Origin of the sequence: Microvirga aerophila (assembly GCF_003332305.1) — a bacterium.
Classification (GTDB): domain Bacteria; phylum Pseudomonadota; class Alphaproteobacteria; order Rhizobiales; family Beijerinckiaceae; genus Microvirga; species Microvirga aerophila.
In genome coordinates, this window is record NZ_QOIO01000029.1 from 55,651 (window position 1) to 80,945 (window position 25,295).

The following is a 25,295-nucleotide window of genomic DNA, read 5'->3' on the forward strand; positions in this document are numbered from 1 at the left end:
TATGGACCGCGTGGACCGACCCTATGTCGGTATTCCGTCTTTCCTGCGCACGCCGATCTGCGCCGATCTGTCCGATCTCGATGCCGATGTGGCCATTCTGGGCGTGCCGTTCGACGAAGGCTCCCCGTTCCTGCCGGGCAGCCGCATGGGGCCGCGGGCCCTGCGGGAGCATTCCCTCCGGTTCAGCCCCAGGGGCGTCTATGATCCCGAAACCGGCAACGAATACTTGGCAGCAGAACTGACAGGCGGTCTCATCGCCGATGTGGGCGATGTGGATATCCGCCCTACCAACACCGAGGCGACGTTCGAGAACATCACAGCTTCCGTGCGCGCCATTCTCGAGCGAGGAGCCATGCCCGTGGTTCTCGGAGGCGATCATTCGATCACCTATCCGATCTTCCGAGCATTCGACCGCCCGGTCCACGTGATCCAGTTCGACGCCCATTGCGACTATGGCTCATTCGAGCACGGGCTGCGCTATACCAATGGGCATGCCTTCCGGCACGTGGCCGCGATGGAAACCGCCCTCAGCCTTACGCAGGTCGGCATCAGAAGCCTGCGCAACAGCAAGGATCAGATCGACGAGATTCGGGCGGACGGCAATCGCGTCATCCCGATGGGCCAGTTCCGCAGTCTCGGTCCGTCAGGGATCGCGGAGCTGCTTCCCCCCGGGTCTCCAGTTTATGTGAGCATCGACGTCGATGCCCTCGACATGTCCCTCGTGCCGGGCTGCGTCTCCGCCGAGCCGGATGGCATGTCCTATCCCGAGCTGCGGGACAGCCTGCGGGCGATCGCGGAGCGGCATGAGATCATCGGCTTCGACTTCGTGGAGGTAAACCCGCCCCTCGACGTGGGGACGGGCGTCACTGCCTATCTGGGAGCGCTCGTCGTGATCGAGTTTCTGGGGCATATTTGTAATCAACCTCGCTGGATCGAACGCCGCGAGAACCGTCGCGTAGCGGCGAGGTGAGAACGCTATGACGATTAATTGCGATGAGGTCATTCCCGCCCGGCACGGCAAGGCTATCAGACTGCGGAAGGGTGAGGCGGTGGCCGTGGTCAATACCCACGGCACTCAGGTTGTGGATACCTGGGCGTTCTGCGTGGAGGATCCGGCCCATTATATGTCCATGGAGCATACCCGCGTGGAGAACGGGCGGCTGATGCCGGCGGTAGGCCACATGCTCTTCACCAACCAGCGCGAGCCGATCCTCGTCCTTGAAGAGGACCGCTCGCCGGGGATTCACGACACCATCATGGCCGCATGCGACCGGTGGCGCTACGAACGCCTCGGCTGCCAGGAGTACCATCGGAACTGCGCCGACAATCTGGTCGAGGCGATGGCTGAACTCGGCGTCGCAGTCACCGAGATCCCCGCGCCCCTGAATCTTTTCATGAACATTCCGGTCGGCCAGGACATGAGCCTGACGCAAGGAACACCGCTCGGGCAGCCTGGCGATCACGTGGTGCTGCGCGCGCAGCGTGATTGCATCGTTGCGTTCTCCGCCTGCCCTCAGGACATAACCCCGATCAACGGCCGCATGCCTACCGACGCGCATCTGCGGCTCTTCCCCCTCACCATAGGAGCTGACGCATGACCGAAACGAATCTCGAAACCCTTCCGGCGCGCAGCGGCCGCGCCGCGCGGCTCAAGGCCGGCCAAGCCATCAAGGTCATCAACACGCACGGCCAAGCAGGTGGTGGATTTTTGGGCCTTCAATGCGGAGGACATGCGTGAGTTCATGTCCATGGAGCATCTGCGTCCCACCATCGGCACCATCAGGCCGACCGCAGGACACAAGCTTGTCACCAATCGACGCCGGCCTATCCTCCTCTTTGAGGAAGACACGTCTCCGGGCGTGCACGACACCCTTATGGCCGCCTGCGACAACTACCGTTACGGGTTGCTTGGATGCACCCATTACCACGACAACTGCACGGACAACCTTTTCGCCGGTATGGCGCGCCTAGGCCTGACGCCCCCTGAATGCCCGAGCCCGCTCAATCTATGGATGAATATTCCGGTTCATCCGGACGGCGCTACGGAATGGGGCGTCCCGGCTTCGAAGCCGGGGGACTATGTGGTGTTGCGGGCGGTCATGGATTGCGTGGTCGCCATGTCGGCCTGCCCTCAAGACATCCTGCCGATCAACGGGCAGAATCTGAATCCGACGGTAGCGCACTATATGGTGCTGGATGCGGCGTGAAGCATCGCGTCGACTTTTGCCCGTTTATTCGACGGAGCTCTGATGAGGGCGTCCCGCTTCGGGCAGGTGCACGACGTTGTCGCGTGATTGCGCGGCTTCGAGAAGTTCAGCGATGCGGGACGCCAGCTCTGCCTGCCGAAACGGCTTGGCCAGCCGCGGCAACTCGGCCCCGGGCCCTTGGACCAGATTGGTGTAGCCGGTGATGAGAAGGGCCGGGAGGGCCGGACGGAGCTTGCGCGCCTCCCGCACCATATCGGCTCCGCCCATTCCGGGCATCAGGTAATCGCTTACGAGAAGATCGACTTCGATCTCGCCCCGGCGCAGGAGGCCGAGCGCCTCCGCGCCGGAACTGGCCTGGACCACGGAGTAACCGAGATCCATCAGCATTTCGGCGGTGCCGATCCGCACCAGCTCCTCGTCATCGACGAGCAGTACGGTCGACGGCCGCGCTGCCGGAATGGCCTCGATCTGCGTTTGCTCGCTTGCCGCCGCCTTCTCGTCGGCCACAGGAAGCCAAAGCTCGGCCCGGGTTCCGACCCCTGGTTTGCTCGACAGCAGGAGCGCTCCGCCTGACTGCGCCGCAAGCCCGTGCACCATCGATAGGCCAAGGCCGGTGCCTTTGCCCACGCCCTTGGTGGAGAAGAACGGCTCGATGGCGCGCTTCAAGGTAGCGGCATCCATCCCCACGCCCGTATCGACGACGGATATGCAGACGTATTCGCCTACTTTCAAAGCGTCCCGGGGCTTGGACCGGATCGATTCCTGTCTGATCTCTATGGTCAACCGACCTCCCCCCGGCATGGCGTCCCGCGCATTGATGGCGAGGTTCAGCACGGCGAGTTCCAGCTGACTTGGATCCACCCGAGCCGCCGGCAGGCTTTGCGGTGACTTCAGGCTGACCGCGATGGTTGGCCCGATGGAACGGGTCACGAGATCCTCGATGCCGGCGAGAAGTCCCGATACATCCACGGCTTTCGGCTGAAGATCCTGACGACGGGCGAAGGCCAGCAGGCGCTGCACCAGGGTAGCGGCCCGGCTGGTTGCCTGCAGGGCGTTTTCGACCAGCCGCTGCGATCGCGCATCGTCAGCCGCTATGCGTCGGCGCAGCAAATCGAGGTTGCCCATCACCGGGGTGAGCAGGTTGTTGAAGTCGTGGGCGACACCGCCGGTCAGCTGCCCAATGGTTTCCAGCTTCTGGGCCTCGTGAAGCTGGGCCAGCGCTTCCTCACGCTCGCGGGTGCGTTCGAGAACAAGGCGCTCGAGTTCCTCGCGGGACCGGGCGAGAACATCACGGGCTTCGTATTGGCGGCGGCGTGCATTCAGGGCGGACCGCACCGCCCGGACCATGCTCTCGGCATGTAGGGGGCGCTCCAGCAGCACCACGTTCCGCAGGCGGTCGAGGGTTTCGAAGGCCCGTGTGGAGCGGACGCCCTTGTGGCCGTTGGCCAGGACGACGAACGGGAAATCGGACCAGGGTGGTTGCTGCTCCAGCCGCGCCGCGAGAAGGTCGAGATCCGCGCTGGCAAGGGCCTCCTCTGCAACCAGCGCGGCGCCCGCGCCCTGTTCTACGGCGCTGGAAAGGGCATTCAGATGCTCGCAGATAAGCGCCGGAATGCCATGACGATTCAGCAGATCAGCGGCAACCGCCGCGTCCCGGCCGTGGGGTGTCAGGATGAGAACGGTCTTATCCATTGCCGATGCCATCGCTGCCTTCGCCAAGGGCGTGGGCGGCGGCTTCTGACTGCATAAGCGGGGCGGAGCCGCCGCTATAGGTGGGGGCTCCGGTCAGGATGCCCTGGAAGTCCCGCAACGGAGCCCCGATGCTCAGGCCGTTGGCATCGACCCGGAACTCGCGGATGGTGCGCTCATGATCGGTGGTGCGGGTCTTTACCACCGAGATTGCCTTGCGCACCTCGCCCTTGGCCTCGAAGAAACGGAGGAGCAGGACGGTGTCGGCAAGATAGCTCAGATCGACGTCCGAGCGTATGTCGCCAACCAAGCCATGTTGTCCCAGGATCATAAGAGTGAAAACCCCCTGCTGGCCAAGATAGGACAGGAGCTCGTGCATCTGCAGGGTGAGATGCCGGTCTTCGGGCATTGCTTGCAGATAGGCATTCAGGCTGTCGACCACGACAACTTTTGCGCCGTCTCTTTCCACAGCGTCGCGAACGGCGATCGCGAACTCGCCGGGAGAGAGTTCAGCCGGATCTATCTGGCGAATGTTGAGGTGTCCGGAATCGATATAGGATTGCAGGTCCATGCCAAGAGCTTCGGACCGAAGCATCAGGGTCGGCAGCCGTTCGTCGAAGAGAAAAAAGGCGGCTCTCTCGCCTTGTTCGAGAGCGGACACCATGCAGCGCACGGCGGCTGTCGTCTTCCCTACGCCCGCAGGCCCGCTCAAAAGGGTTGTCGTACCGGGAACGAGCCCGCCCCCAAGCAGGGCGTCCAAGCCGTCGACGCCGGTCCCAAGCATACGACTCGTCACTGTACCGGGATGGTCTGCCGCTATCAGGCGGGGATAGATGCAGACGCCGCCTGTCACGATAGCCATGTCGTGGTAGCCGCCGCTGTACTTGATCCCCCGCATTTTGATGACGCGGAGGCGGCGGCGCTCGGCTCCGAACCCCGTAGGGGTCTGATCGAGGGAGATGACACCATGGGCAATGCTGTGCAGCTGGAGGTCCCCAGGCTCGCCGGTACGGTCGTCCAATACCAGCACCGTGCAGTCGCGGCTCGAGAAGAAGTGCTTCAGCGCAAGGATTTGCCGCCGGTAGCGCAAGGGGTTCTGCGCGAGCAGCCGCAGCTCGGACAGGCTGTCGAGCACGACGCGCTTGGGCTTGAGCGCTTCGACCCGCTCCATGACGCCGCGGACGGTTTCGCCGAGCTCCACCTCCGACGGATGTAGAAGCGTTTGCTCCAGTTCTGGATCGAGGCCGGCCTCAGGCACGAGTTCGAACAGCTCCAGCCCGTCGAGTTCCCAGCCATGGGCTCGCGCGACGGCCCGCAACTCGCCTTCCGTCTCGGACAGGGTGACATAGAGCCCAGGCTCACCCCGTCGGGCGCCTTCGAGGAGGAACTGGAGCGAGAAGGTGGTTTTGCCGGTGCCGGGGGTGCCTTCGACAAGATAGAGGCGATTGGCGGTGACGCCGCCCCCAAGGATATCGTCAAGCCCTTCGATCCCTGTAGGAATTCGCGAAGCTTCCGCAAAGTCAGGAGTTTTCATCGTTCAGCCTTTAGTACAGCCTTGCACCTATGCCAGTTGGGCGCGGAGGCGAGGCCTCAAGCCGGACTAAAGGCATATATCGTCGATCCGTATTGAAAAGAATCGACAAACAACGCTTAAGCACAGCTTTGGGTTCCTGCCAAACTGGCACGGTGGACTGGCCCTGAGGTGGCGCTCTGGTCCTCGGCCAGCACGATATATCACGGCAGACCGGATGCCGCCTGACCTGCTGGTGACCGTCACGATCCGCCTTGAGGTCTTGCCCGAAGTGAATTCTTCATATTCCTTCAAGGGCCAGGCTTCAGATTCTCGCCGCCGTGATGGTGTTCGACCTCACGCTACGGACGGTGATTTGGGAGGAGAGAGTTTTGGATCATAAACCGGAGTTTCGGGTCGTCCGCAGCCCAAATGCGCTGCTGGAGGCTGAACGGATGCAGCGCCTGGAAAATCCAGGATTTGGCCGGATCTTTACGGACCATATGGTCACTGTGTCATGGGAGGCCGGGAAGAGCTGGCATGATGCGTCCGTGCGCGAGCGGACGCCGTTTCAACTCGATCCTGCGAGCGCCGTCCTGCATTATGCTCAGGAAATTTTTGAAGGGATGAAGGCCTACCGGACGGAGAAGGGGGGCATTGTCCTGTTCAGGCCCGAGGAGAATGCCCGACGGTTCCGAAGCTCGGCCGAGCGGATGGCGATGCCGGTCATGCCGGAGGAGATGTTCCTCACAGCGATCGAGGAGCTGGTTCGCATCGACCGCGACTGGATACCTTCCGGGGAGGGCAGCCTGTACCTGCGGCCCTTCATGTTCGCGGACGAAGCCTTTCTCGGGGTGCGTCCTGCCACGCGGTACACGTTCTGCGTCATTGCCAGTCCGGTCGGGGCGTATTTCAAAGGCGGCGCGAAGCCGATCTCGGTTTGGGTTTCTGACGCCTATAGCCGGGCGGCCCCTGGCGGCACGGGAGCGGCGAAATGCGGCGGAAACTATGCAGCCAGCCTCATCGCGCAGGCGCAGGCCGCCGAGAAGGGGTGCGACCAAGTCGTGTTCCTGGACGCCGCCGAGCACCGCTGGGTGGAGGAGCTGGGAGGGATGAACATCTTCTTCGTGATGGAAGACGGAACGATCGTGACACCCCCGCTCGGAACGATCCTGCCGGGCATCACCCGCGCCTCCCTGATGATCCTCGCGCGGGATGCCGGCATGAGGGTCGAGGAGAAGGCCTATTCCTTCGACCAGTGGCAGGATGACGCCGCTCGCGGTCGCCTGAGGGAGGCCTTCGCGTGCGGGACAGCCGCCGTCGTTGCGCCCATCGGCAACGTCCGCCATGCCCATGGAGAATTCTCTATCGCAGGCGGGGAGGTCGGCCCCGTGACTCGCAAGCTTCGCGAGACGCTGGTCGGAATACAAAAAGGCTCGCAGGCGGACGCCCATGGCTGGCTTCACGTGATTGCCTGAGTATGGGGCTTCTGCGGGCCGCGATGAAGATCGCGGCCCGGTCTTGCTTCCCATGTCTGGGTGGAGCAAGGGGCAAGGCAGCCGGAACAAAAATCGAGCTTGGCCGTTAACTCGAGCTTTTGTTGCGCGGGTTCGAACATGTTCTTTAGAACCGCCTGGTTCTTTTTATTCGTATTCGTTGCAGCGTCAGCGGGCGCGCAGGAGCAGCAAGCCATCAGGATCGGCTTGCTCAGGTTCGGAACGGTCTCCTGGGAAATCGATACCATTCAGCATCATGGCCTTGACCGCCGCCACGGCATCGCCGTGGCGCCTGTGGAGTTCGCCTCGAACGAAGCCGCAAAGGTTGCGCTGCAGGCACGCGCCGTGGACCTTATTGTGACGGATTGGCCCTGGGTCGCGCGGCAGCGCGGGGAAGGGGGCGCCTTCAGCTTCGTGCCTTATTCCAAGGCTGTGGGCACTCTCATGGTTCGGCGGGGCTCGGACATCAAGACCGCCGCTGACCTTAAGGGTAGACGGATCGGCGTCGTGGGCGGACCGCTCGACAAGAGTTGGCTCGTCCTCCGGGCTTATACCCAGAAGGATTTCGGGATCGATCTCGCGGCAGACAGCGAACCCGTCTTTGGCGCGCCGCCTCTACTGAACGAGGAATTGACGCGGGGACGCATCGATGCGGTTCTGACCTATTGGCATTATGCCGCCCGCCTCGAAGCCGCTGGAGCGAGACCGCTTTTGGCCGTGGCCGATATGATCCGCAAACTTGGGATCGCCCATGACGCGCCGATGCTCGGCTATGCTTTTCGGGAGGAATGGGGCGCGGACCAAAGTAAATTGGTCGAGAGCTTTGTCGCGGCCTCGCGGGAGGCGAAAGCGCTTCTGGCGGAATCAAAGGACGAGTGGGCCCGCCTTGCTCCTCAGATCGGCTCCGATGATCCCGCGGTTCTATCCGCTTTGCAGGCAGGGTTCCGTGCGGGCATTCCAGACCAATGGGCGCAGGCCGAGCGGCAGGCGGCCATGGAACTGTATGCTATCCTGGTTGCCATTGGGGGAGAAAAGCTGGTTGGCCAGGCTATGTCCGTCGATCCTAAAACGTTCTGGCCCCTGACCTACTGAGGCCACTCATGCGCGCTGCTGATGTCCGGAGCGGAGGGTGGCAGGGGATTGCCTCTGTCCTGTTGTTCCTGGCTCTATGGCAAATCGTATCGGGAGCCGCCGAAAGCCGCCTCTTCCCAGGCCCATTGACGGTGATGCAAAGTATGGCGTCGGAGGCGCGGGACGGCGCGTTGCCTTACCATCTCGGCGTCACGCTCGCGCGCGTCGGGGTCAGCTTCGTCATCGCCTTGGTGGCCGGGGCCGCTCTCGGAATTGCGCTCGGTCGTTTTCGATGGATCGACCGCTGGTTCCACCCGTGGCTTGTCATCTTCCTCAACGTACCGGCGCTCGTCGTTATCATCCTGACTTACATCTGGCTTGGTCTGGTCGAGACGGCACTTCTCGTCGCGGTCGCGCTCAACAAGATCCCCAATGTGGCGGTAACGCTCCGGGAAGGCGCAAGAGCCCTCGACAAGGACTATACCGAAGTGGCGCAGGTCTATCGGCTTGGCGCCGTTAAAACCCTGCGAGAGATTATCGTCCCGCAGCTGGCGCCCTATCTTCTGGCCGCTGCGCGCAATGGTCTTGCGCTGATCTGGAAGATCGTTCTGGTGGTGGAATTGCTTGGACGGTCGAATGGGGTCGGCTTCCAACTCCAGAGCTATTTCCAGCTCTTCGACGTGCCGCGCGTTCTGGCCTATGCGGCGGCATTCGTCTGCTGCGTGCTTCTCATCGAGTTATTGGTCTTTTCGCCATTCGAGCGCCGCGTAGGACAGTGGCGGCGATGACGATCAGGATCCACATCGACAGAAAGATTTATCCTGCACAGGCCTGCGCGCCTGCGCGGGTGCTGTTCGAAAATCTGTCCGTGGAACTGGAGGATGGCGAGGTTTGCGCCATTGTCGGCCCTTCCGGTGTCGGCAAGTCTAGTCTGCTCCAGATGGTGGCGGGGCTCGACCGCGACTTCGCCGGCTCAATCGAGGGGGGGGCTCAGCCATTGGGCTATCTGTTCCAGTCGCCGCGTCTCCTGCCGTGGCGAACTGTGCGGCAGAACCTCGAGCTGGTAATGCCCGAACATCCTGGACGGGCCAAGGATTGGATAGCCCAGGTGGGGCTTGCCGGATCAGAGGACGTCTATCCGCAGCGACTGTCCATCGGCATGGCGCGCCGGGTCGCACTTGCCCGGGCGTTGGCCGTCGAGCCGAAGCTCCTTCTCCTGGACGAACCCTTTGCCTCTTTGGACGAGGAGACCTCAAAAGGCATGCACGACCTCGTCGCAGTCCATTTGAAGAAACTGCGTCCGACAACGCTATTGGTCACTCATCACTGGCATGAGGCGGCGGCTCTTGCCCGACGTGTCATTACCCTTGACGGCTCCCCCGCCCGCATCGTGGATGACCAACCGGTTCGGCAGGCAAGGGCCGCCGAATGAGAGCTATTCTTGTTTTTCTCGGGATGCTCCTCACAGCGCCTGCCTGGGCGGAGGACGCTACGGTCACGATCGCGGTTGTCTCGCAGGAGCGTGATCCTGTGCAACCCGTTTCCCCTCTCGATCGTGAAGTCAACGATGAAGGCGTCGCTGGCGCTCGTCTCGGGATTGCCGACAACGGGACGACGGGAAAGTTCATGGGACAACGCTTCACCCTCGTGGAGCAGATGATTCCCAAGGGCGGAAATCCTGCGGACACGATACGCTTGATCGCAGCGAAGGGCATCCGGTTCGTGGTCGCCGATCTTGATGCGTCGGTTCTGCAGGCCGCTGCATCCGATCCTCAGGCTCGTGGGATGCTGTTTCTCAACAGCCGCGCCCCCGATGATGAGCTTCGCAACGAATCCTGTCTCGCCAACGTGGTTCATACCGCGCCGAGCCGTGCCATGCTGGCCGATGCTTTGGCGCAGTATCTCATGGCGAAGCGATGGCGGAAGTGGTTCCTCGTGACAGGCAACACGCCGGGGGACAAGCTGCGGGCGGAGGCTTACCGCCGCGCAGCCAAGCGTTTTGGCGCAGAGGTGGTGGCCGAGAAGGAATGGACTTTCAAGCCTGGCCATGCCCGGACCGATACGGGCCACGTCACCCTGCAAAGCGAGATTCCAGCCCTCACTCAGGTGCGGGACCACGACGTGCTGATCGTCGCGGACGAGGCGAGCGAGTTCGGCGACTATCTTCCGGGGCGCACGGCGCTGCCGCGCCCTGTTGCAGGAACGCACGGACTTGTCACGACAGCCTGGAGCGCCGTCTCCGAGCAATGGGGCGCCACGCAGCTTCAGGCCCGCTTCGAGAAAATGGCAGGTCGTAGGATGAACGCTGTCGACTATGCCGCTTGGGCCGCGGTTCGCGCCGTCGGCGAGGCTGCCATTCGCACTCGAAGCACCGATCCGTCCGTTGTCGTGGCTTATCTGCGTGGTCCTGATTTCGCTCTTTCGGGCTTCAAGGGGCAGGGGCAGAGCTTTCGCCCATGGGGCGGGCAGATGCGTCAGCCGATTCTGATCGCCGGACCACGACTTCTCGTCTCCGTGTCGCCCCAAGCGGGCTATCTGCACCAGGGGTCCGAGCTCGATACCCTTGGGGCTGATCGTGAGGAAAGTCGATGCAGGCCCTGATTGTCTTTGTCATCGGTCTCGCCTTCGTCGCGCAAGCCGCTTCCGCCGAGACCGCATACATTTCGAATGAGCAGGACAACACCGTGTCCGTGATCGATGGGAGTACCCTGAGCCTCGTCGCCACAATACCCGTGGGGCGCAGGCCAAGGGGCATCGGCCTGAGCGCGGACAAGCAAAAGCTCTATGTAGCCGTCGGGGACGATAATCGGATCGATGTGGTCGATCTGAAAACCAGACGGCTGGAAGGCTCTTTGCCGTCCGGAGAGGATCCGGAGCTTTTCGTGCTGCACCCCGACGGACGCCGCCTGTTCGTGGCGAACGAGAACGACAACCTGGTTTCCGTCCTCGACATTCCGGAACGGCGCATCATGACGGAGGTGTCCGTTGGCGTGGAGCCGGAGGGCATGGGCGTGAGCCCTGACGGGCGGTTCGTGGTGAACACCTCCGAGACCACAAGTATGCTGCACGTGATCGACGCGAAGACCCTCGAACTTGTCGACAACGTGCTGGTCGGCACCCGCCCACGGGTCGCGCAGGTCTCGGCCGACAGCAAGCAGATCTGGGTATCGTCCGAATTGCGCGGGACGGTGGAGGTTTTCGATGCGGATACGCGCGAGCCTCTGGCGAAAGTCGGTTTCCAGGTGCCCGGCATAGCGCGCGAACTCATCCAGGCTGTTGGAATTCAGCTTGCTCCGGACGGGTCGCGAGCCTACGTGGCGCTTGGTCCGGCAAATCGAGTCGCCGAGGTCGATGCTAAGACCTTCGAGGTCGTCTGCACCTATCTAGTCGGCCAGCGGGTCTGGCATATTGCCCTCTCGCCGGATGGCAAAAGGCTCTACACGGCCAATGGCAATTCGAGCGATGTCTCAATCATCGATCTTGAGAGCCAGGAGGTGGTGAAAACGGTCGGGGTCGGTCGTTCTCCATGGGGCATCGTCGTAGCGCCATGAACGCTTTGGCGATCGAGAACCTGAGCCACGGCCTCGGAAAGCGCAAAGCCCTTTCGGACGTCAGCCTATCGATAGGTCCGGGCTCGTTTACGGTTCTGCTCGGGCCGAACGGAGCCGGCAAGACGACCCTCGTCTCGCTCGTGACGGGCCTCTACAATGCGCAGCACGGGGAAATCCGGATCTTCGGGCATTCGATCCGGCGGGATCCCATGCCGGCTCTCGCCAGCCTCGGCGTCGTCTTTGAGATGCCGACCCTCGACCTCGATCTCACGGTCGACGAAAACCTTGCCTATCATGCTTCATTGCATGGTCTTTCGCGGCATGAGGCGAGGAAGTGGGCTAGCACAGAACTGGAGCGGCTCGATGTGGCAGGCCGGAGGTCTGACAAGGTGCGTTCCCTTTCGGGCGGGCAGCGCCGACGGGTTGAGATCGCCCGCGCGCTGCTGCATCGTCCCAGGTTTCTGATCGTCGACGAGGCGACGGCCGGTCTCGATGTGGCCGGGCGGCGGCGGCTTCTCAACCATGTGCGATCCCTCTGTGTCGAGGGGCTGAGCGTGCTGTGGGCCACCCACATGCTCGACGAGATCGAGCCAGCCGATCAACTGGTGGTTCTACACCAGGGCTCCGTCCGCTGGAATGGCGAGGCGAGGGCGCTTGCCTCCGACAACACCCTTGAAGCGGCCTTTCTGCAACTCACGGGTCCCAAGGGATGAAAATTCGTCATGCCCTCCGCGCGCTCGCCGGGATCATGCGCCGGGAGATGCTGCGCTTCGTCGGACAGCACGGGCGCTTGGCTGCGGCCATCGTGCGCCCACTCGTCTGGCTTGGCATCTTCGCGGTCGGGTTCCGCTCGGTGCTTGGCCTTTCGATCATCCCTCCTTACCAGACCTACATTCTCTACGAGGTCTATATCGTCCCTGGACTGGCCGGGATGATGCTGCTCTTCCACGGGATGCAGAGCTCCCTCTCCATGGTTTATGACCGGGAAATGGGATCGATGCGGGTTCTTCTGACCGCACCTCTGCCGCGGTGGTGGCTGTTAGGAGCTCGCATTCTCGCCAACACGCTCACGGTGCTCCCGATCGTGTATCTCTTTCTCCTCCTCGCCCGCTTCTGGGAGGTTCGCCCGCCGGGCATGGGCTATGTAGCAGCGCTTCCGGCCCTGACCCTGGCCGGGCTGATGCTCGGGGCATTCGGCCTCGCCCTCTCGTCCCTGATCCGCCAGCTCGAAAATTTCGCCGGCGTGATGAATTTCGTGATCTTTCCTATGTTCTTCGCTTCGACGGCCCTTTATCCGCTCTGGCGGCTGGAAGAGGTCAGTCCTGTGGTGGCGGGGCTCGCCTGGATGAACCCATTTTCCCACGCGGTCGAGTTGATCCGCTTCGCGCTCTATCTTCGGCTCGAGTCTGTTGCGCTCGTGGTCTGCTCCCTGGCATCCATCGCCTTCTTCGTTCTTGCCCTATGGGGTTATGACCCGGGTCGCGGCTTCTGGGCCCGCCGGACGGCCGACTGATCCTTGCCGTTTCTAATCTTTGGGGCTGCAGTGGGCAAACTCATCATAGAGTCTGGAACATAGTCGAAACTGGACAGTTGGAGTCGGCCGCGACTGGTCCGGTATGTCTATAGGTTTCGGAGAACACATCGTGGGTGGAGCCCGCCTCGCCGCTACTCTGGCCGCCTTAATGTTCGTTCAGCTCTCGTCTTCGATTCAAGCCCAGACGCCTCCTGCATCACAGCCTGCCGCACCTCCCTTTGCGTCAGCTCCGGACGATGGGCAATGGACGATCCCTCAGAAGAATTTCGCGTCCACCCGCTACAGCGACCTGTCCGAGATCAACACGGAGAACGTGAAGAGCCTCCAAGTCGCCTTCACGTTCTCGACGGGCGTGAACCGGGGGCAGGAATCCGCACCACTGGTCGTCGGCAGCACCATGTACGTGCTCTCGCCGTATCCTAACATTCTCTACGCCCTGGACCTCACCCAGCCCGGCGCGCCGATGAAATGGCAGTACAACCCGAAGCCGGCCGCGGCCGCGCAGGGGGTGGCCTGCTGCGACGTGGTGAACCGTGGCCCGGCCTACTCGAACGGACGAATCTTCTTTACCACCCTCGATGCCCATGTGGTCGCGGTGAATGCCGAAACCGGGGAGGAGGTGTGGAAGACCAAGCTCGGCGACATCAACCGGGGCGAGACCATGACCATGGCTCCCCTGGTGGCGAAGGGTAAGGTGTTCGTCGGCATCTCGGGCGGCGAGTACGGCGTCCGCGGCTGGATCCACGCCCTGAACGAAGCGGATGGGCAGAGCGCCTGGAAGGCGTACAACACCGGGCCTGATCAGGATGTGAAGATCGGGCCGGACTTCAAGCCCTTCTACGACAGTGAAAAGGGCAAGGACCTCGGCGTCACGACCTGGCCGGCCGATGCTTGGCAGCAAGGGGGCGGCACGGTCTGGGGCTGGCTGTCCTACGACCCGGATCTAAACTTGCTATATCACGGGACCGGCAATCCCGGCCCCTGGAATGCGAACCAGCGCCCCGGCGACAACAAATGGACCGCCGGGATCTTCGCCCGCGATCCTGACACTGGCGACGCCCGCTGGTTCTACCAGACAGCGCCGCACGACATTCATGACTGGGACACCGTCAACGAGATGATCCTGCTCGATATGGAGTGGGAGGGGCGGCCGCGCAAAGTCATGGTGCACCCTGGACGCACAGGCTTCGTCTACGTGATCGACCGCACCACCGGCGAGGTGCTCTCGGCAAAGCCTTTCCATGCATTGACCGCTGTGACCGGGTTCGATCTCAAGACTGCGCGGATGCAGATCAATCCCGAGAAGGAGCCGGTGAACAACCGCGTCATCCGCGATATCTGCCCAACCGCGCCCGGCGCCAAGGACTGGAACCCGAGCGCCTTCTCGCACAAGACGGGCCTTCTCTACATCCCTCACATGAACATGTGCATGGACTGGCAGAGTTCGGAGGCGAACTACATTGCCGGAACACCCTATGTCGGCGCTGAGGTGCGCATGTTCCCCGGACCCGGCGGTCACATGGGTGAGTTCTCGGCCTGGGACATCCGCGAGGGCAAGGAACTCTGGACTATCAAGGAACGCTTCCCTCTCTGGAGCGGCGCGCTCGCGACCGCCGGGGACGTAGTCTTCTACGGTACCATGGACGGATGGTTCAAAGCCCTGCACGCCCGCACCGGCGAAGAATTGTGGAAGTTCAAGACATCGTCTGGGATCATCGGCCAGCCGACCACCTATCGGGGGCCGGACGGCAAGCAGTATGTGGCTATTCTCTCGGGCGTCGGCGGCTGGGCGGGAGCCATCGTCTCGGGCGACCTCGACCCACGGGACGCTACCGCCGCTCTCGGTTTCGTCAACGCTATGCGCGAACTCAAGGACGTCACCACCAAGGGGGGATCGCTCTATGTGTTCAAGCTTCCCTAAGAGCCTCGCCTTCACGGCGCTCTTGCTTGCCGCAGGCAGTGTCGAGGCGCGGGACTTGCGCGTCTGCGCCGACCCCAACAACCTTCCGTTCTCCAACGAAGCCCGCGAGGGGCTAGAGAACAAGATCGTCGCATTGATCGCCGAGGAGCTCGGCGCGGATCTCCACTATACATGGTGGGCGCAACGTCGCGGGTTCCTGCGCAATACCTTGAAAGCGGAAGCTTGCGACCTGGTGCCGGGTCTGCCTGCCAACCTCGAAGGGGTGCGCACGACGGCGCCCTATTACCGCTCGACCTACGTCTTCGTCACCCGCGCCGATGGACCCGAGGTTGCGTCCTACAGCGACCCGGTTCTGCGTGAAAAGAAGATTGGCGTTCATCTCGTCGGCGACGACGGGTCGAACACCCCGCCCGCTCATGCGCTCGCCCGTCGCGGCGTGATCGACAATGTACGCGGCTACATGGTCTACGGCGACTATGGCGAGCCGAATCCCCCGGCCCGCATCCTGACTTCGCTCGCGCAGGGCGAGATCGATGTCGCCATCGTGTGGGGGCCCTTGGGCGGTTATTTCGCCACACGCCAGGCTGTGCCCCTGAAGGTGACGCCGGTGCGGCCATCCTTCGACGGGCCGCAGCTTCCGATGGTGTTCGACATCTCGATGGCGGTTCGCAAGGAGGACGATGCGCTGCGCCAGGAGGTCGATGCCGCACTGACCCGCCGTCGGACAGATGTCGACGCCATCCTGGCTGCCTACGGCGTTCCTCGCGTCGACGGCACGGTGAAACACGCGGGGGGTACGCCATGAGGAACCTCCTGACCGCATCCATCGCGGTGCTGATCCTCACCGCATGCGAGCGTGAGGATCGCGAATACAGGGCAAACCCGGTCACAGCCGAAACCGAGGAGAAGATTGCTCTGTCGCCGCTCTCCGGCGGCCCCTCTCCGCCGGTCGAGCGGCGTTCGGGCATCGGACAGGGTTATGAGGAGAATGCTTTCCACGTCGCACAAGGCAAGAAGCTCTATGTGTGGTTCAACTGCAATGGCTGCCACGCGAATGGGGGCGGCGGGTCCGGGCCGCCGCTGATGGATGATCGCTGGACCTATGGCGGGCAGATCGAGAACATCGTGCAGACGATCCGCGAGGGGCGACCGAACGGCATGCCTTCCTTCCGGGGCAAAATTCCCGACGACCAAATTTGGCAGATCGCGGCCTATGTCCGCTCCATGGGTCGGAACGTGCGCAAGGACGTGGCGCCCGGCCGCAATGACGACATGCATCCCGCTCCCGCCGAGCAGCGCCGGCCGCCAGGTGAAGTGATCGACGGCGGCCAGATCTCACCCTCCGCCCAGATGCCGCAATGAATCGGGTCACGCTCTTCCTGCTGAGTTTGCCCCTAGCGGGCTGCCAGGGCTGGCAATCGACCCTTGACGCGCATGGGCCGGCGGCGCGCACGCTCGCTGACATGTTCTGGATCTTCACCGCTGTGCTCGCGACGGTGTGGGTTCTCACCATGGGAGCCCTGCTCCTGGCGCTCCGGAAGCGGCGCGTCGCCGGTGCGGACCCGCTGGCCACGAACCCGGCGACCGAGCGGCGCATGACGATCGTGATCTCGACCGCGATTGGCCTGACGTTCGTCACCGTGCTTGCGTTGACCGGGATCAGCTATGGCGGCCAGCGCGCGCTCTACAGCCACAAGGACGGCGCGTTGACCCTGCTGGTCACTGGTCGGCAATGGTGGTGGCAGATCACCTACGAGGACCCGCAGACCAACCGGATATTCACAACCGCTAACGAGATCCACATCCCGGTGGGCGAGCCGGTGCTGATCAAGCTCGAATCCGCCGACGTGATCCACTCGTTCTGGATTCCGAACCTCACAGGCAAGATGGACGCCATTACAGGACGCCAGAACCAGGTCCAGATCCAGGCTGACCGACCAGGCGTCTATCGGGGCCAATGCGCCGAGTTTTGCGGTCTGCAGCATGCACATATGGGAATGCTCGTAATCGCGGAACCGAAGGAGGATTTCGAGCGCTGGCGCAACAACCAGATTTCCGCGGCAAAGCCGCCAGCCGATCCGGAGCGGCAGCGCGGCATGGAGATCTTTCTCTCGAAGCCTTGCGTCATGTGCCACCAAATCCGGGGAACTGATGCGGGCGGCAAGATCGCGCCGGACCTGACCCACGTGGGCAGCCGCCGCTACATCGCGGCCGGAACGCTGGAGACGACGAGGGGCAACATCGCGGCCTGGATCGTCGATCCGCACGGCATCAAGCCTGGGGTGACTATGCCGACAATCCAGCTCGAGCCCGACGAGGTTCAGCCGCTTGCAAGCTACCTGGAGGGGTTGAAGTGACACAGACGCTCGCCCCCCACGATGTAGCTCTCGATGCCGTTCCCGAGCCCACCCGCCTCCTGACCGGGCAGCCAGCCGGCATGCCCGGCGTGCAGAGCGAGGCCGACGCGCCGCCGGATCCCAGGGAACTGCGGGACGATCAGGTGGACGGGCAGGAACTCACGGCCCGCCTTGCCCGCACCTGGGGCACCCGGAAGGGCATCATCGGCGCGCTGTCCACCGTTGACCATAAGATCATCGGCCGGCGCTACATCATCACCGCCTTCATCTTCCTCTTCCTCGGCGGCCTTTCCGCCGTCGCGATGCGCATGCAGCTGGCGCGTCCTGAAAGCGGTCTGATCGGACCGGACCTCTACAACCAGCTCTTCACGATGCATGGCACGACGATGATGTTCCTCTTCGGCGTGCCGATCGGGGAGGCATTCGCGGTGTTTCTCCTGCCGCTCATGCTCGGAACCCGCAACATCGCGTTCGCGCGCCTCAACGCTTATTCCTACTACGTCTACCTTTTCGGCGGCGCGATGATCTGGTTCGCGTTCATGCTCAACATCGGGCCCGATGTAGGTTGGTTCGCCTACGTGCCGCTTTCTGGGCCGGAATTCTCACCCGGCAAGCGGGTCGATTTCTGGGCTCAGATGATCACCTTCACGGAAGTCGCGGGCATCGCCGTCGCGGTCCAGATCGTCGTGACCGTGTTCAAGATGCGCGCCCCTGGCATGACGCTGGACCGTATTCCGCTCTTCGTCTGGGCGGAGCTCGTCAACGCCTTCATCATCATCTTCGCCCTCCCTGCCGTGGTTACGGCGTCCGTGATGCTGATCATGGACCGGTTGGTGGGCACCCATTTCTTCAATCCGGCTGAAGGCGGCGACGCGCTTCTCTACCAGCACTTGTTCTGGTTTTTCGGCCATCCGGAGGTCTACATCATTTTCATCCCGGCCACCGGATGGGTGTCCGCCATCGTGGTCACTTTCTCGCGGCGGCAGGCTTTCGGCTACATTCCGCTCGTGCTTTCTATGATCGCAACCGGGTTCCTCTCCTTCGGCTTGTGGGTGCATCACATGTTCACCACCGGCCTGCCGCAGCTCGGCGCCAGCTTCTTCACGGCATCGAGCATGCTGATAGCGATCCCGAACGGAATTCAGATTTTCTGCTGGATTGCGACTCTTTGGGACGGGCGGCCGGTGTTCCGCACACCGCTCCTGTTCGTGATGGGCTTCTTCTTCATCTTCGTGGCAGGCGGCCTCTCCGGCATCATGCTGGCCTCGGTCCCCATCGACGCGCAGGTGCACGACACCATGTTCGTGGTGGCGCATTTCCATTACGTACTCATTGGCGGCAACGTCTTCCCGCTCCTTGGCGCAGTCTATTACTGGTTCCCGAAGTTCACCGGACGCATGATGAGCGAGCGTCTCGGCAAATGGCATTTCTGGCTCGCTTTCATCGGCTTCAACATCACCTTCTTCCCCATGCACATCACCGGCCTCATGGGTATGCCGCGCCGGGTCTACACCTACCTTCCTGAGATGGGCTGGGGAAACCTGAATCTCATCTCGACCCTTGGCGCCACGATGCTGTTCGCGAGCTTCGTGGTCTTCCTGGTCAACGTGGTCGTGAGCGCGCGGCGCGGCGCGCTTGCGGGTCCAAATCCGTGGGATGCCGGAACCCTCGAATGGGCGACGTCTTCGCCACCCCTGCCGCAGAACTTCGACCGCATTCCGGTTGTTACCAACCGCGAACCCCTGTGGGCTCATCGCAATACCCTGCCTGTTGTGGCGGGCTTGAGCGTCGAGAACCGGGAGGTCATCATCTCGACAGCGACAGCTGGCCGCGCAGACCTCAAGGAGTCGTCGCCCGAACCGTCGATTTGGCCGTTCTTGGCCGCCATTGCGACCACGGTCACCTTCATCGGCTCAATCTTCACCCCGTGGGCCATCGTCTGGGGCGGGTTGCCCACAACGATCACGCTCCTCGGTTGGTTCTGGCCGAAGGGAGTTAAGGAGGACGAGGCATGATGTTCCTCTTGGGTCTGTCGCGGTCATGCAGGGGTAATGGTCTATGACGGCGAGCCCGCATCAGCCGCTCTCGACGCGGCTGCATCACAATGTCGTCCTCAACGTGCGTCGCCTGCCGAGCTACGGACACGGGTCCCGCAGTTCGCAGTGGTGGGGCATCATGGGCTTCTGCGCCGCTGAGGGCATTGGCTTCGTCCTCGCCTTCGGGGCTTATTTTTACTTGGTCTTCATCAATGGTGTCTGGCCCCTATCCTCGAAGCCGCCGGATATATACACCTCGACATTCCATACGGCCCTGATGCTCGCGAGCCTATGGCCGAACTATCTGGCCAGGAAATACAGCGAGCGCGAAGACCTGCTCAAGGTTCGCCGATACCTTGTGATCATGAGCGTGCTGGGAGCCGCTCTCCTCGGGCTGAGGGTCGTTGAGATCGCGCTGCTCCATACGAAATGGGACCACAATGCCTATGGCTCGATCGTCTGGCTGCTTCTCGGTTTCCACACTCTCCATCTCGTGACTGATGTGGTCAACACCATCGTCCTTACGGTTCTGATGTTTACCCGCCACGGCCACGGCAGACGCTTCAACAACGTAGGACAGAACGCCGATTACTGGACCTTCGTCGTTGCCGCGTGGATTCCGCTCTACGTCATCGTCTACTTGTTCCCGAGGTGGTGAGATGCGCGTAGTCGAACGCCTGGACAGCAATCTTGAGGCCCGCCGCGATGGGGAGACGCCATGACAGGATGGCTCACCAGAGGTTTGCCCTCTGCGGGTATCTATGCCGGGCCGACCGCGTGGCTCATCAGCACGCAGGCGAATTACGCCCTCGTCCCGTGGGTCTGCGCAAATCAGATACGGATCATTCCGTTGGTGGCTGTCATGATGGCGGCGGCGAGCCTCCTCGGCGGGTTCCTGTCCTGGCGTGGCTACATCACAGCTGCGCCTACGCCGCACCCGGATTCCACCGGAGCCGGCCGGCCGCACCGTTTCGTAGCCCTCATAGGCGTCGGAATCGCGCTCCTCTTTACGGCCGTCATCATCATCCACGGGATTGCCGGAATGGTCTTTCATGGGTGCGAACGATGAGGGCGCCTGCACTTCTCTTCGCGCTACTGCTTCCGGGGCAGGCGTTCGCCCATGCGGGCCACCTGCATTGGACTGAAATCGATACGACTTGGACCTGGGATCCGTGGGTCATGCTGCCCTTGGTCCTCTCCAGCGGTCTTTATGCAATCGGCGTCGTACGCCTGTGGCGCCGGGCCGGCTTCGGGCGCGGCGTGCGGCCCTGGCAGGCCGGCTGCTTCGTGCTCGGATGGGCGCTTCTCGTCCTGGCGCTCGTGGCGCCGCTCCACTGGCTCGGCGAACGGCTCTTCGTCGCCCACATGGTCGAGCACGAGATCCTCATGGCCGCCTCGGCGCCGCTCCTGATCGTGGCGCGACCGGTCGGGGCGATGCTTTGGGCGCTGCCACAGGCCTGGCGCCGCAGCATCGGCGCTCTCGGTCGGGTGCCTTCGCTTGCCCGCACCTGGTCTTTCCTCACGAACGCACCGATCGCGACTATCCTGCACGGCGCTGCTCTTTGGATCTGGCACGCCCCGGCGCTTTACGAAGCAGCATTGGCCGATCCCTGGCTTCACTGGCTCCAGCACGTCAGCTTCTTTGGCACGGCGCTGCTTTTCTGGCGCGCCCTGCTGCAGGGTCCCGAGCGCGAGCGGGCTTATGGTGCGGCTGTGTTCTATCTCTTCGCAACCTCGCTCCACACCGAGTTTCTTGGCATCCTTCTCGCAATCGCGCGCCAGCCGATCTATCCGGCTCAAACGGGCTCGGCACCGGAATGGGGTCTCTCGCCCCTAGAAGATCAGCAACTTGCGGGTCTCGTGATGTGGATCCCCGCCGGCCTTGTCTACGCGGGCGCGGCCCTCGCCCTCGCGGGGCTGTGGATTGCACGGTCGGCTTCCGACCTTCGCACGGGAGGGCGCCATGCCTATACGGCACGCTAGGGCTTTGGCCCCGTTGGCAGTGACGCTGCTCGTGGGGCTCGCCGGTATGGGGCTGGGTCTCGGGCGTCGGACCACTTCGGGCCGCCCTCGGCCAAATGGGCGTCCGGAACCGGAGCCACCTCCGCTTCCCTCCGGCATGCGAAGATCGGGTCCGACACGTCTCTTGCGCAGCGCGATCCTCGGAACCCTTGCGCTCGTAGTCCTCACTGGTGCGGCGATCTACGCGGGCTACCAGATGAAGCTGTCGAAGGAGATGCGCACTCGCGCGATCGCGCTTACAGCTGGCAATCCGGATTTTGGCCGTGATCTCGCCCGGCGCTATGGCTGCGCGGGGTGCCACACCATCCCGGGCGTTCCGCATGCCAAAGGTCAGGTCGGCCCATCGCTCCAGGGCTTCGCAGCCCGGGTCTATGTCGGCGGGGTCACGACGAATACGCCGGATTCCCTGATCCAGTGGATCGAAAACCCGCGTTCCCTCGACCCGAAGTCGGCCATGCCGATCACCGGGATTTCCCGCCAGGAGGCGCGGCACGTGGCAGCGTATCTCTATACGCTGCGCTAAAGGGGCTTAGCCCCACATCCTGCTTTCGACGTCTGAGGCCGTGCTGCGCTTACTTGCTGGGCGTCAGACCGCTCAATGAATAGCCACCGATGCCAGCCCCAAGTTCGTGTGCAATGTCCGCCTCATGACCGGGGCATTTGACATGCCCGAAGCCGCTGGCGCTCTTCCCGTCCGGGCCGAGGTCGTAGACGATGGCATCCTTCTGTGGTGTCTTGTCGAGGCCGAGGGCCGTGCGCACGCGCCAGACGACATTGTGGTCCGCGCAGGAGGTATCGCCGCTCACTCCGATCCCCCCGATCACTCCGCTCTCGTTGTAGAGGGCGAGACCGCCGCCAAACACCACGGTTCCGCCGATGCGCTTACCGAGCGCCGGGTCGGAGGACGTTCCGAATTGCGCACTGTCGCCTAAGTTGGCTTCGGGCGAGGGCGGGCCGGCTTGGACGATGCCATAGAGGCTCTGGCCTGGCTGGGCCGGTGCGAAGAGATTAGCCGTCGACAGGGCCATCTGCTTGGTGCTGAAGGCATTGGCCGTGTTGGCTTTGGCCATCGCGACCACCCGGCTTCCGGGCCATTGGTCGTCCGGCTTGTTCCCGCTGAAGGCCACCGCGCATACCGTGCCGTCCCGAGTGACCACGCTTGCCCATTGATGCGTGTCGAAGCCGCCATTGCTCGGCCCGCCGCTCGCCTTGACGCTCGCCTTGAGCGCACTCGCCAACTGCTCTTGGCTGACGGGGCAGTCTGCTGCTCGGGATGAATTGGCTGCGGCCAAGGAGATTACCGTGAAAGCCACGGCAAGGCCTACAGCCTCGCCAATTCTTCGGTTGCGCATGGCGAAATCTCCAGAACGATCTAACACCACAACGCTGCTTCCCCTGCCAAGGTTCGCATGGCCTCTGCCTTATGGGGGATTGCAGGCCGCCTTTGGCGCTGCTGGTTCTGCGCCGGCGGAAAGAACGAGGTGGGCCCCTGGTTCATTGCCAGTATGGACTGATCGGAATGCTGTATTTCTCCGACGTCCAGATCAGAATGCCTGTTGCCGCCGCGAACAGCAGGAGGATGAGCACAAGGGTGATCAGAAAACCCACATCGCCAAAGATTGCGAAGTCCTGCTTCAAAATACTTTGGCGCGCCTTAGCCATGATCCATAACCTCACTGGTATGACTGAACAGGTCAAACATCGCTCAAGCTTTGTTGTTCCACTTCGGCGGGTCGTCGTGCCCGTGCTCGGAGGGCGCGGGTCGGGACTCCCGCAGGCGATGCTGTGAGCGTAGAACCCTGTCTGTGTCGGCGTTCGCAGTGACCCGGGCACACGTGTCGATCGTCAGAATTTTCTCGGCGCCCACGGCCGGCGGGATCCACGGACGTTCACACCCCGAGGCATGGTTCTCCCCGGAATGCGTCCTAGGTTATGAGACTGCCCAGATGAGCCCATGCCATGGGGCTTGAGAACAACTGCAAAGTGAGGCCAAAGATGCTCCGCAGGAGGGTACGCTACGGAATGCGCAGCGCGCTGTTTCTGGCGACGGCGCTGGCCATAACGCCTTGGTCCGCCTCGAGCGGCCAAGCCCTTGGCCCGTTTGCTGTGACCAACATCTCCGAGGCGCTGGCCCGCGCCTATAACGACGAAGATGCGGCTGCCCTGTACGGACTGCTCGCACCGGGGCTGCAGGCCCGCTACACGCCCAATGACATCCGAGAAGCCTTGACGCTGTGTCGCGTGCTGACCGGCGATATCTTCCGTCTCAGCACACCCTCTTGGGGCACCCGCACCTACGGCTTCTTCGGTCTCTATGCAGAGACGGGGGTGTTCGACATGGTGCTGGAGATCGACCTGACCGAGAGGATCATTCACTGGGTAGTCTCGGACAACGTGACGGCTAAGGAGCAGCAATGCCAGCTCGGACAGAAGGGCGACGGCGCGCCTGCCGGCAGTCCTGTCCGGTGAGGGGCTTCCTGCGACTAACAGCGAATGGCTCTCGACCCTGTGCCAACCACCCATGTTGTCTCGTCGACGCTCTCTTGCCGCGTGAAGCGACAGGGGCCTTAGGCCTTCGCGATAGGTTGATGCATCAAATAATTGACATTCCGGCAGGCGAGGTTTCGACTCCTCGGGTGCACATGTTGCACACGTAACTGCAGGAGGAAATCATGGCAGAGCTCATGAGCCGCAGATCAGCAGTAGCACTTGGGTTGACCACCGCCGTAGCCGCACCCTTATGGGCGTCGGCGATGCGCGCCCGGGCCGCGGGAGCGCCGAATTATGGCCCCAACGACGGCAGGGAACTCAGCCCGGGTCGTCGTTTGGTGGAAATCGGTCAGATCCCCTCCGAGATGGAGGCGTACAAGAGCGTCAAAGTCGTCGATGTCGTGTACCAGCCCGGTGCCGCCGATCCCACGGAGGCAGTGATGGACGTGGATATGATGTGCTACATCCTCGCGGACGAGTTCAGCATCAAGAAAGCCGGGAAAGAACCTTACACCGTCAAGGAAGGCGACTTCTACACCTGTGGGAAGGGCAAGACCGACAAGGCCACCAACATCGGTAACGGGGTCGGCATCCACCGAATTGCCATGATGATGCCCGCGTAACCAGCGACTGCTCCAGCCCGGCTGTCACCGGTTGCGCATCACCGAGCCTTTGCCCTTCTGTCTCGTTGGGCTTGACCCTGGCGGGAACGTTATCTTGCTGGACCCTATGGCAAAGATTATAGGTCAAGCTATCTGTCGTGCATAGTAAGTCCCGGGCGGGAGCGATCGTACTGTGAGCAAATCCGTATTGTCCCCGGGAAGGGGCGGGGTCGGGGTGGCTGACCGTCTCCGCCTTCCGCAGCTGCGCTCGCGCCTGATCCTGCTTACTCTAGCTGTGCTGATCCCGGCACTCGTAGCCGCCGGCATGATCGTCTATGCAGGATACCGTCATGATCGGCAGGAGATCGAGAGGCACATTCAAGAGACAGCCCGGGCCCTGTCCCTGGTGGTCGATCGACAATTCGGGCAGGCGGAGGCGCTGCTCTGGGCCTTGTCGACCTCGCCGCAGCTCCTCGAAAAGGACTATGCCGGGTTCGACGCCCGGGCACGAGCCGCAATCCGTCTGCCGGACACCTGAGTTGTCGTCGCTGACGACAGAGGGCAACTCGTCAACACGCTGCTCCCGCCCGGCAGCGAGCTGCCGACCGTCGCGAACAAGGATCATCGCAGAGGCCTAGGCTCAGGACTCGTCAATTGAGGTAGAAGGCGACGGCCGCTGCGATGCAGATGGCCGAGAAGAAGGTGTGGGCGCAGCGGTCATAGCGGGTTGCAATCCGGCGCCAGTCCTTGAGCTTGGCGAACATGTTCTCAACCTTGTGCCGTTGCCGATACAGCGTCTTGTCATAGGC

General features: G+C 62.7%; 29 protein-coding genes. 24 read left to right on the plus strand and 5 right to left on the minus strand.

The window, feature by feature from the left end:
• Position 1: 1 nt before the first annotated feature.
• From DRB19_RS16765 to DRB19_RS16775, 4 genes are read left to right on the plus strand one after another with little or no spacing between them, the layout of a single operon-like run.
• The gene (locus DRB19_RS16765) at positions 2–970 is read left to right on the plus strand and encodes an arginase family protein (RefSeq protein WP_114187180.1); all 969 of its coding nucleotides are present in this window, start codon (positions 2–4) and stop codon (positions 968–970) included.
• Positions 971–977: 7 nt separating this feature from the next.
• The gene (locus DRB19_RS16770; RefSeq protein WP_114187181.1) at positions 978–1,598 is read left to right on the plus strand and encodes a DUF1989 domain-containing protein; all 621 of its coding nucleotides are present in this window, start codon (positions 978–980) and stop codon (positions 1,596–1,598) included.
• Positions 1,595–1,738 (plus strand): DUF1989 domain-containing protein, encoded by a 144-nt coding sequence (locus DRB19_RS31510; protein ID WP_246690424.1) that lies wholly within the window; start codon positions 1,595–1,597, stop codon positions 1,736–1,738. The genes DRB19_RS16770 and DRB19_RS31510 overlap by 4 nt, the downstream gene beginning before the upstream one ends.
• The gene (locus DRB19_RS16775; RefSeq protein ID WP_246690423.1) at positions 1,731–2,207 is read left to right on the plus strand and encodes a DUF1989 domain-containing protein; all 477 of its coding nucleotides are present in this window, start codon (positions 1,731–1,733) and stop codon (positions 2,205–2,207) included. The genes DRB19_RS31510 and DRB19_RS16775 overlap by 8 nt, the downstream gene beginning before the upstream one ends.
• A gap of 24 nt (positions 2,208–2,231) precedes the next feature.
• Here the strand turns inward: DRB19_RS16775 and DRB19_RS16780 are convergent, their stop codons facing one another.
• Positions 2,232–3,911: an ATP-binding protein gene (locus tag DRB19_RS16780; protein ID WP_114187182.1), complete on the minus strand. Its 1,680-nt coding sequence runs from the start codon at positions 3,909–3,911 to the stop codon at positions 2,232–2,234.
• Entirely contained in the window at positions 3,892–5,430 is a 1,539-nt protein-coding gene (locus tag DRB19_RS16785) for an ATPase domain-containing protein (RefSeq protein ID WP_114187183.1), read from the minus strand. The genes DRB19_RS16780 and DRB19_RS16785 overlap by 20 nt, the downstream gene beginning before the upstream one ends.
• 320 nt (positions 5,431–5,750) lie before the next feature.
• Between DRB19_RS16785 and DRB19_RS16790 the strand changes: the two genes are divergently transcribed.
• The 17 genes from DRB19_RS16790 to DRB19_RS16870 all read left to right on the plus strand — a co-directional run bounded on the left by DRB19_RS16790 (position 5,751) and on the right by DRB19_RS16870 (position 21,917).
• A complete protein-coding gene (locus DRB19_RS16790; protein ID WP_114187184.1) occupies positions 5,751–6,884 on the plus strand; it encodes a branched-chain amino acid aminotransferase in 1,134 nt (377 codons plus the stop codon).
• A 138-nt stretch (positions 6,885–7,022) separates the two neighbouring features.
• A complete protein-coding gene (locus DRB19_RS16795) occupies positions 7,023–7,994 on the plus strand; it encodes an ABC transporter substrate-binding protein (RefSeq protein ID WP_114187185.1) in 972 nt (323 codons plus the stop codon).
• Between the two features lie 8 nt (positions 7,995–8,002).
• Positions 8,003–8,761 (plus strand): ABC transporter permease, encoded by a 759-nt coding sequence (locus DRB19_RS16800; RefSeq protein ID WP_114187186.1) that lies wholly within the window; start codon positions 8,003–8,005, stop codon positions 8,759–8,761.
• The gene (locus DRB19_RS16805) at positions 8,758–9,405 is read left to right on the plus strand and encodes an ABC transporter ATP-binding protein (protein WP_245439582.1); all 648 of its coding nucleotides are present in this window, start codon (positions 8,758–8,760) and stop codon (positions 9,403–9,405) included. Before DRB19_RS16800 ends, DRB19_RS16805 begins: the two co-directional genes overlap by 4 nt.
• Positions 9,402–10,574, plus strand: a complete 1,173-nt coding sequence (locus DRB19_RS16810) for an ABC transporter substrate-binding protein (RefSeq protein WP_114187188.1) — start codon at positions 9,402–9,404, stop codon at positions 10,572–10,574. The genes DRB19_RS16805 and DRB19_RS16810 overlap by 4 nt, the downstream gene beginning before the upstream one ends.
• A complete protein-coding gene (locus DRB19_RS16815; RefSeq protein ID WP_114187189.1) occupies positions 10,562–11,524 on the plus strand; it encodes a PQQ-dependent catabolism-associated beta-propeller protein in 963 nt (320 codons plus the stop codon). Before DRB19_RS16810 ends, DRB19_RS16815 begins: the two co-directional genes overlap by 13 nt.
• On the plus strand, positions 11,521–12,237 hold the full coding sequence (locus DRB19_RS16820; protein WP_114187206.1) for an ABC transporter ATP-binding protein: 717 nt from the start codon (positions 11,521–11,523) through the stop codon (positions 12,235–12,237). Before DRB19_RS16815 ends, DRB19_RS16820 begins: the two co-directional genes overlap by 4 nt.
• The gene (locus DRB19_RS16825; RefSeq protein WP_114187190.1) at positions 12,234–13,037 is read left to right on the plus strand and encodes an ABC transporter permease; all 804 of its coding nucleotides are present in this window, start codon (positions 12,234–12,236) and stop codon (positions 13,035–13,037) included. Before DRB19_RS16820 ends, DRB19_RS16825 begins: the two co-directional genes overlap by 4 nt.
• Positions 13,038–13,206: 169 nt before the next feature.
• Complete coding sequence (locus tag DRB19_RS16830; protein WP_114187191.1) at positions 13,207–14,979, plus strand: methanol/ethanol family PQQ-dependent dehydrogenase; 1,773 nt, start codon at positions 13,207–13,209, stop codon at positions 14,977–14,979.
• A complete protein-coding gene (locus tag DRB19_RS16835; protein WP_114187192.1) occupies positions 14,960–15,784 on the plus strand; it encodes a substrate-binding domain-containing protein in 825 nt (274 codons plus the stop codon). Before DRB19_RS16830 ends, DRB19_RS16835 begins: the two co-directional genes overlap by 20 nt.
• Positions 15,781–16,341 carry a c-type cytochrome gene (locus DRB19_RS16840; protein ID WP_114187193.1) on the plus strand — a complete coding sequence of 187 codons (561 nt, stop codon included), beginning with the start codon at positions 15,781–15,783 and terminating at the stop codon, positions 16,339–16,341. Before DRB19_RS16835 ends, DRB19_RS16840 begins: the two co-directional genes overlap by 4 nt.
• Positions 16,338–17,336, plus strand: a complete 999-nt coding sequence (gene coxB, locus DRB19_RS16845) for a cytochrome c oxidase subunit II (RefSeq protein WP_114187194.1) — start codon at positions 16,338–16,340, stop codon at positions 17,334–17,336. The genes DRB19_RS16840 and coxB overlap by 4 nt, the downstream gene beginning before the upstream one ends.
• Before the next feature lie 80 nt (positions 17,337–17,416).
• The gene (gene ctaD, locus DRB19_RS16850) at positions 17,417–19,351 is read left to right on the plus strand and encodes a cytochrome c oxidase subunit I (RefSeq protein WP_114187207.1); all 1,935 of its coding nucleotides are present in this window, start codon (positions 17,417–17,419) and stop codon (positions 19,349–19,351) included.
• Positions 19,352–19,394: 43 nt separating this feature from the next.
• Positions 19,395–20,030: a cytochrome c oxidase subunit 3 gene (locus tag DRB19_RS16855; RefSeq protein WP_114187195.1), complete on the plus strand. Its 636-nt coding sequence runs from the start codon at positions 19,395–19,397 to the stop codon at positions 20,028–20,030.
• 60 nt (positions 20,031–20,090) lie between these two features.
• A complete protein-coding gene (locus DRB19_RS16860) occupies positions 20,091–20,441 on the plus strand; it encodes a hypothetical protein (protein ID WP_114187196.1) in 351 nt (116 codons plus the stop codon).
• Positions 20,438–21,355, plus strand: a complete 918-nt coding sequence (locus tag DRB19_RS16865) for a cytochrome c oxidase assembly protein (protein ID WP_114187197.1) — start codon at positions 20,438–20,440, stop codon at positions 21,353–21,355. Before DRB19_RS16860 ends, DRB19_RS16865 begins: the two co-directional genes overlap by 4 nt.
• A 163-nt stretch (positions 21,356–21,518) precedes the next feature.
• The gene (locus DRB19_RS16870) at positions 21,519–21,917 is read left to right on the plus strand and encodes a c-type cytochrome (protein ID WP_245439584.1); all 399 of its coding nucleotides are present in this window, start codon (positions 21,519–21,521) and stop codon (positions 21,915–21,917) included.
• A gap of 49 nt (positions 21,918–21,966) precedes the next feature.
• Here DRB19_RS16870 and DRB19_RS16875 read toward each other — a convergent pair whose 3' ends face one another.
• Together DRB19_RS16875 and DRB19_RS30015 are read right to left on the minus strand one after the other, a co-directional pair.
• Positions 21,967–22,746, minus strand: a complete 780-nt coding sequence (locus DRB19_RS16875) for a heme-binding protein (protein ID WP_114187198.1) — start codon at positions 22,744–22,746, stop codon at positions 21,967–21,969.
• A 142-nt stretch (positions 22,747–22,888) separates the two neighbouring features.
• Positions 22,889–23,056, minus strand: coding sequence for a hypothetical protein (locus DRB19_RS30015; protein ID WP_162815722.1), 168 nt, complete (start codon positions 23,054–23,056; stop codon positions 22,889–22,891).
• A gap of 360 nt (positions 23,057–23,416) precedes the next feature.
• Between DRB19_RS30015 and DRB19_RS16880 the strand changes: the two genes are divergently transcribed.
• The 3 genes from DRB19_RS16880 (at position 23,417) to DRB19_RS16890 (ending at position 25,024) form a co-directional block, all read left to right on the plus strand.
• Positions 23,417–23,863: a hypothetical protein gene (locus DRB19_RS16880; RefSeq protein ID WP_114187199.1), complete on the plus strand. Its 447-nt coding sequence runs from the start codon at positions 23,417–23,419 to the stop codon at positions 23,861–23,863.
• 203 nt (positions 23,864–24,066) lie between these two features.
• Positions 24,067–24,507, plus strand: a complete 441-nt coding sequence (locus DRB19_RS16885; protein WP_114187200.1) for a hypothetical protein — start codon at positions 24,067–24,069, stop codon at positions 24,505–24,507.
• A 214-nt stretch (positions 24,508–24,721) separates the two neighbouring features.
• Complete coding sequence (locus tag DRB19_RS16890) at positions 24,722–25,024, plus strand: hypothetical protein (RefSeq protein ID WP_114187201.1); 303 nt, start codon at positions 24,722–24,724, stop codon at positions 25,022–25,024.
• A 112-nt stretch (positions 25,025–25,136) separates the two neighbouring features.
• Here the strand turns inward: DRB19_RS16890 and DRB19_RS16895 are convergent.
• Positions 25,137–25,295: transposase (locus DRB19_RS16895; RefSeq protein WP_162815631.1), on the minus strand; the 159-nt coding region annotated here is incomplete at its 5' end.

What these genes read in the sequence shown, in the direction of transcription:
- DRB19_RS16765 (WP_114187180.1), top strand. Translation starts at nt 2, where the DNA reads ATGGACCGCGTGGACCGACCCTATGTCGGTATTCCGTCTTTCCTGCGC.
- DRB19_RS16770 (WP_114187181.1), top strand. Translation starts at nt 978, where the DNA reads ATGACGATTAATTGCGATGAGGTCATTCCCGCCCGGCACGGCAAGGCT.
- DRB19_RS31510 (WP_246690424.1), top strand. Translation starts at nt 1,595, where the DNA reads ATGACCGAAACGAATCTCGAAACCCTTCCGGCGCGCAGCGGCCGCGCC.
- DRB19_RS16775 (WP_246690423.1), top strand. Translation starts at nt 1,731, where the DNA reads ATGCGTGAGTTCATGTCCATGGAGCATCTGCGTCCCACCATCGGCACC.
- DRB19_RS16780 (WP_114187182.1), bottom strand. Translation starts at nt 3,911, where the DNA reads ATGGCATCGGCAATGGATAAGACCGTTCTCATCCTGACACCCCACGGC.
- DRB19_RS16785 (WP_114187183.1), bottom strand. Translation starts at nt 5,430, where the DNA reads ATGAAAACTCCTGACTTTGCGGAAGCTTCGCGAATTCCTACAGGGATC.
- DRB19_RS16790 (WP_114187184.1), top strand. Translation starts at nt 5,751, where the DNA reads ATGGTGTTCGACCTCACGCTACGGACGGTGATTTGGGAGGAGAGAGTT.
- DRB19_RS16795 (WP_114187185.1), top strand. Translation starts at nt 7,023, where the DNA reads ATGTTCTTTAGAACCGCCTGGTTCTTTTTATTCGTATTCGTTGCAGCG.
- DRB19_RS16800 (WP_114187186.1), top strand. Translation starts at nt 8,003, where the DNA reads ATGCGCGCTGCTGATGTCCGGAGCGGAGGGTGGCAGGGGATTGCCTCT.
- DRB19_RS16805 (WP_245439582.1), top strand. Translation starts at nt 8,758, where the DNA reads ATGACGATCAGGATCCACATCGACAGAAAGATTTATCCTGCACAGGCC.
- DRB19_RS16810 (WP_114187188.1), top strand. Translation starts at nt 9,402, where the DNA reads ATGAGAGCTATTCTTGTTTTTCTCGGGATGCTCCTCACAGCGCCTGCC.
- DRB19_RS16815 (WP_114187189.1), top strand. Translation starts at nt 10,562, where the DNA reads ATGCAGGCCCTGATTGTCTTTGTCATCGGTCTCGCCTTCGTCGCGCAA.
- DRB19_RS16820 (WP_114187206.1), top strand. Translation starts at nt 11,521, where the DNA reads ATGAACGCTTTGGCGATCGAGAACCTGAGCCACGGCCTCGGAAAGCGC.
- DRB19_RS16825 (WP_114187190.1), top strand. Translation starts at nt 12,234, where the DNA reads ATGAAAATTCGTCATGCCCTCCGCGCGCTCGCCGGGATCATGCGCCGG.
- DRB19_RS16830 (WP_114187191.1), top strand. Translation starts at nt 13,207, where the DNA reads ATGTTCGTTCAGCTCTCGTCTTCGATTCAAGCCCAGACGCCTCCTGCA.
- DRB19_RS16835 (WP_114187192.1), top strand. Translation starts at nt 14,960, where the DNA reads ATGTGTTCAAGCTTCCCTAAGAGCCTCGCCTTCACGGCGCTCTTGCTT.
- DRB19_RS16840 (WP_114187193.1), top strand. Translation starts at nt 15,781, where the DNA reads ATGAGGAACCTCCTGACCGCATCCATCGCGGTGCTGATCCTCACCGCA.
- coxB (WP_114187194.1), top strand. Translation starts at nt 16,338, where the DNA reads ATGAATCGGGTCACGCTCTTCCTGCTGAGTTTGCCCCTAGCGGGCTGC.
- ctaD (WP_114187207.1), top strand. Translation starts at nt 17,417, where the DNA reads ATGCCCGGCGTGCAGAGCGAGGCCGACGCGCCGCCGGATCCCAGGGAA.
- DRB19_RS16855 (WP_114187195.1), top strand. Translation starts at nt 19,395, where the DNA reads ATGACGGCGAGCCCGCATCAGCCGCTCTCGACGCGGCTGCATCACAAT.
- DRB19_RS16860 (WP_114187196.1), top strand. Translation starts at nt 20,091, where the DNA reads ATGACAGGATGGCTCACCAGAGGTTTGCCCTCTGCGGGTATCTATGCC.
- DRB19_RS16865 (WP_114187197.1), top strand. Translation starts at nt 20,438, where the DNA reads ATGAGGGCGCCTGCACTTCTCTTCGCGCTACTGCTTCCGGGGCAGGCG.
- DRB19_RS16875 (WP_114187198.1), bottom strand. Translation starts at nt 22,746, where the DNA reads ATGCGCAACCGAAGAATTGGCGAGGCTGTAGGCCTTGCCGTGGCTTTC.
- DRB19_RS30015 (WP_162815722.1), bottom strand. Translation starts at nt 23,056, where the DNA reads ATGGCTAAGGCGCGCCAAAGTATTTTGAAGCAGGACTTCGCAATCTTT.
- DRB19_RS16880 (WP_114187199.1), top strand. Translation starts at nt 23,417, where the DNA reads ATGCGCAGCGCGCTGTTTCTGGCGACGGCGCTGGCCATAACGCCTTGG.
- DRB19_RS16885 (WP_114187200.1), top strand. Translation starts at nt 24,067, where the DNA reads ATGGCAGAGCTCATGAGCCGCAGATCAGCAGTAGCACTTGGGTTGACC.